At 72.4% G+C, this 4,009-nt stretch carries 4 protein-coding genes; all 4 read right to left on the bottom strand.

What is annotated here, in order from left to right; all coding sequences use genetic code 11:
* Positions 1 to 95: 95 nt before the first annotated feature.
* Positions 96 to 938 (bottom strand): hypothetical protein, encoded by an 843-nt coding sequence (locus ACFFCN_RS17965; RefSeq protein ID WP_375493891.1) that lies wholly within the window; start codon positions 936 to 938, stop codon positions 96 to 98.
* Between the two features lie 49 nt (positions 939 to 987).
* A complete protein-coding gene (locus ACFFCN_RS17960; protein WP_375493898.1) occupies positions 988 to 1,947 on the bottom strand; it encodes a threonine aldolase family protein in 960 nt (319 codons plus the stop codon).
* Between the two features lie 70 nt (positions 1,948 to 2,017).
* Entirely contained in the window at positions 2,018 to 3,394 is a 1,377-nt protein-coding gene (locus ACFFCN_RS17955; protein WP_375493889.1) for a class II 3-deoxy-7-phosphoheptulonate synthase, read from the bottom strand.
* A 46-nt stretch (positions 3,395 to 3,440) separates the two neighbouring features.
* On the bottom strand, positions 3,441 to 4,009 hold a 569-nt coding region (locus ACFFCN_RS17950; RefSeq protein WP_375493887.1), incomplete at its 5' end, for a 6-phosphofructokinase.

The following is a 4,009-nucleotide window of genomic DNA, read 5'->3' as shown; positions in this document are numbered from 1 at the left end:
CCCGCGCGGGGCCACGGGCCCCGCGGGGGGCCGCCGGGGCGGGGGCCCCGGGGGCGGGCCCCCCCGCCGCGCCGCCACACGCTGCCGGCTACCGGCTACCGGCCCGGGTGGTTCTGGCCGGGCGGCGGGTAACCGGGGTAACCTTGGTAACCGCCGCTGCCGGGCGCGCCCTGCGGCGGGTACCCCTGGCCCGGGCCCGGTTGGTTCTGCTTGGTGAAGCTGGGCCCCGGCGGCGCGGGCGGTCCTGCGCCGCCCGGCGGGTAACCGTAGCCGTCCCGCAACTCGCGCTTGTGCCGGCCGCGCCGCACGAGGCCGACGATCAGCAGCACGATGGCCGCGACGATGAGCAGGACCCCCGGCACGATGGTCGACACGCCGGCCACGAGGCCGTGCGCAACGGACTCGCCGAACGCCAGGTGCGTGCCGTCGGACGGAACGTCCGAACGCAGTAGCACCCGGTAGTCACCTGCCTTCGTGATCTTGAAGGTGTAGACCGCCCGGCCGCGCCGGTTGTCGACGTCGTAGGTCAGGGCGGTGTGCGGGCTGTAGAGGTGCAGCGGTACGCGTTGCCCGGACGGATCGCCGAGCGCGAGGTCAAGTTCGTACCTGGTCGGGCCGCCCGTCGGCGTCTCGAAGTATGCGACGTAGGAACCGGTTCGGGTCAGGTGCACCGTCGAGTTGGTGACGCCTTCGCGGATCGGCACCCGCGCAAACGCGTCGACCTTGCTGAGCGGGCTGTTTGCGATCAGCACCGCGCCGACGACCACCAACGCGACGCCGAGCACGCCGAAGATCAGCGCGAGACGAAGCGGCGTACGGCCACGCAGTCGCTGCTTACCTCCGGGCGGGTCCGACTGCGGGGCCGTTGGCGGCGGGGGGCCCCACTGTTGCGGCGATCCCGGTGGTGGCGCGGACCCGGGCGGCGGCTGGTTCGTCATGCGGGCAGTGTGCCGTCTGCGCGTGATCGGCGCGAGGATGCCGCGCCGCTCAGGCGCGGGCGACGGCGCCGCGCAGGACGTCGATCGCTCGGTCGACGCCGTTGTCGTCGATGTCGAGATGTGTCACCAGGCGCAGGAATCGCGGGCCGAGCGCCGAGACGAGCACGCCCGCCTGCGCCGCTTCGCGCGCGACGGCGGCGGCATCCGGTACGTCGACGACGACGATATTCGTGTCGACGCGCTCGGCATCGATGCCGAGCGCTTCGCCGAGCAGCCGGGCACGGGCGTGGTCGTCGGCCAATCGCGCAACGTGATGCTCCAACGCGTGCAGCCCGGCCGCGGCGAGGATGCCGACCTGCCGCATGCCGGCGCCGTAACGCTTGCGCCACACCCGTGCCTCGGCGATGCGCTCGCGGGTCGATGCGAGCACCGAACCGACCGGCGCGCCGAGCCCCTTGGACAGGCACACCGACACGGTGTCGAAGCCGGCCGCCAGCTCGGTCAACGGTGTGCCGGTGGCGACGTGCGCGTTCCACAACCGTGCGCCGTCGAGGTGCACGCCGAGCCCGTGATCGCGTGCGAGCTGCTGCACCGCCGCGACCTGCCCGGCCGGTTGCACCGTGCCGCCGCCGAAGTTGTGCGTGTTCTCGACCGCGATCGCCGCGGTCGACACCAGATAGGGCCCCGCGTCCGGGCTGATCAGCGCACGCACCGCGTCGACGTCGAGCAGGCCGTGCTCGGCCGCCCAGGTGCGGAACGTGATGCCGGAGAACACGGCCGCCGCGCCCAGCTCGGCGCGCGCGACGTGGGCCAGCGAGTCGCACACGAGCTCCTGCCCCGGCCGCACCAGCAGCCGCAGCCCGAGCTGGTTGCCGAGCGAGCCGGACGGCACGTAGAGCGCGGCCTCGTGGCCGAGCAGCTGCGCGACGCGTTCCTCGAGCGCGGTGACCGTCGGGTCCTCGCCGTAGACATCGTCGCCGACCGGCGCATCGGCCATCGCCGCGCGCATAGCCGGGGTGGGCCGGGTGACGGTGTCCGAGCGCAGGTCGACGACCGGTGCTGCAGAAGGCGTCGTCACGTCAGCGCTGCTCGCGGCGGCGCCGTTCGGCGACCAGCCGTTCGGCGACACGGAACGCGAGCTCGAGTGACTGCTCGATGTTCAGCCGCGGGTCGCAGGCCGTCTCGTAGCGCCGGCCGAGGTCGGCAGCCGTCAGGTCGGCTGTGCCGCCGATGCACTCGGTGACGTCGTCGCCGGTCAGCTCGATGTGCAGGCCGCCCGGGTGGGTGCCGAGTTCGGCGTGCACGTCAAAGAAGCCGTCGACCTCGTCGATGATCCGGTCCAGGTGCCGGGTCTTGACGCCGTCGACGGTCTCCTCGGTGTTGCCGTGCATCGGGTCGCAGTGCCAGACGACGAGGTGCCCTGTCGAGCCGACCTTCTCGACGATGGCGGGAAGCACGTCGCGCACCCGTGAGTTCGACATCCGGCTGATGAGCGTGAGCCTGCCGGGTTCGTTGTGCGGATCGAGCCGCTCGACCAACTCGGCAGCGAATTCCGGCGTGGTCGTCGGGCCGAGCTTGACGCCGATCGGGTTGGCGATGCGTGACACGAAGTCCAGGTGTGCGCCGTCCAGCTGCCGGGTGCGCTCGCCCACCCAGACGAAGTGGCCGGACAGGTCGTAGGCGCACGACCCGGCGGCGGTGTCGGTCTCGACACGGGTCAGCGCGCGCTCGTACTCGAGGATCAACGCCTCGTGCGAGGCGTACAGCTCGACGCCCTCGAGGGCCGCGTCGTCGACGCCGCAGGCGCGCATGAAACGCACCGCGCGGTCGATCTCGGCGGCCAGCTTCTCGTACCGCGCACCGGTGTGCGTGCTGCGCGCGAACGCGGCGTTCCACGCGTGCACGCGGTCCAGCGAGGCCAGCCCCCCGCCTGCGTACGCCCGGAGCAGGTTCAGCGTTGATGCCGCGGTGGCGTAGGCGCGCAGGATCCGTTGCGGGTCCGGCGTGCGGTCACCGACGAGGTCGTTGACCATGTCGCCGCGATAGACGAGCCGGCCGGTGGCGTCGGTGGCGGCCGAGCGTGGCTTGGCGTACTGGCCGGCGATCCGGCCCAGCTTGACCACCGGCATCGACGCGCCGTAGGTCAGCACCACCGCCATCTGCAGCAGCACGCGCACCTTCGCGGCGATGTCGGCCTGCGAGCTCGTCGCGAACGTCTCGGCGCAGTCGCCACCCTGCAGCAGGAACGCCTCGCCGCGGGCGACCGCGGCCAGCCGCTCACGCAGCTGGTCGACCTCGGACGCGACGACGAGCGGCGGCAGGCCTGAAAGCGTCAACGCGGCCTGGCGCAGTGCGACGTCGTCGGGCCAGTCGGGCTGCTGCGCAGCGGGCAGCGCGCGCCATGCGTCGAGCCCGAGCTCGTCGGGATCGGCACTGCGGACGCTGGTCGAGGTCACCGACACAGCGTATGCGCCGGCCGAGCAGGCATTCGCGGCTGCTGGCTCAGCCGAAGAAGACCTCGGCCTCGGCGTAACGCGACCGGTCGACGGTCTTGAGCTCGGTGGTGGCCTCGGCCAGCGGGACGCGCACGATGTCGGTGCCGCGCAGCGCGACCATCTTGCCCCAGTCGTGATCGCTCACCGCGTCGATGGCGTGCAACCCAAACCGGGTGGCCAGCATCCGGTCGAACGCCGTCGGCGTGCCGCCGCGCTGGATGTGGCCGAGCACGGTGGTGCGCGCCTCCTTGCCGGTGCGCTTCTCGATCTCGCCCGCCAACCACTCCCCGACGCCGCCGAGACGGGCGTGCCCGAACGCGTCGACACCCTTGTCCAACGTCGCGTTCTCGCCGTCGTCGGGCATCGCGCCCTCGGCGACAACCACGATCGGCGCGTACGCGGCCTGGAAACGCGTCTCGACGTAGGCGCACACGCGCTCGAGCGAGAACGGGAACTCGGGCAGCAGGATGACGTTGGCGCCGCCGGCCATCCCGGCGTGCAAGGCAATCCAACCGGCGTGCCGCCCCATGACCTCGACGATCAGCGCACGGTGGTGCGACTCGGCGGTGGTGTGCA

The organism is uncultured Jatrophihabitans sp., assembly GCF_964246335.1.
In the GTDB taxonomy this organism is placed as follows: domain Bacteria; phylum Actinomycetota; class Actinomycetes; order Mycobacteriales; family Jatrophihabitantaceae; genus Jatrophihabitans.
Note: the sequence above shows the minus strand (reverse complement) of the source record. Positions and strands in the feature narration are given on the sequence as shown.

Bases quoted from the DNA above. Each gene is read 5' to 3' on its own strand.
- ACFFCN_RS17965 (WP_375493891.1), bottom strand. From the start codon at position 938: ATGACGAACCAGCCGCCGCCCGGGTCCGCGCCACCACCGGGATCGCCG.
- ACFFCN_RS17960 (WP_375493898.1), bottom strand. From the start codon at position 1,947: ATGCGCGCGGCGATGGCCGATGCGCCGGTCGGCGACGATGTCTACGGC.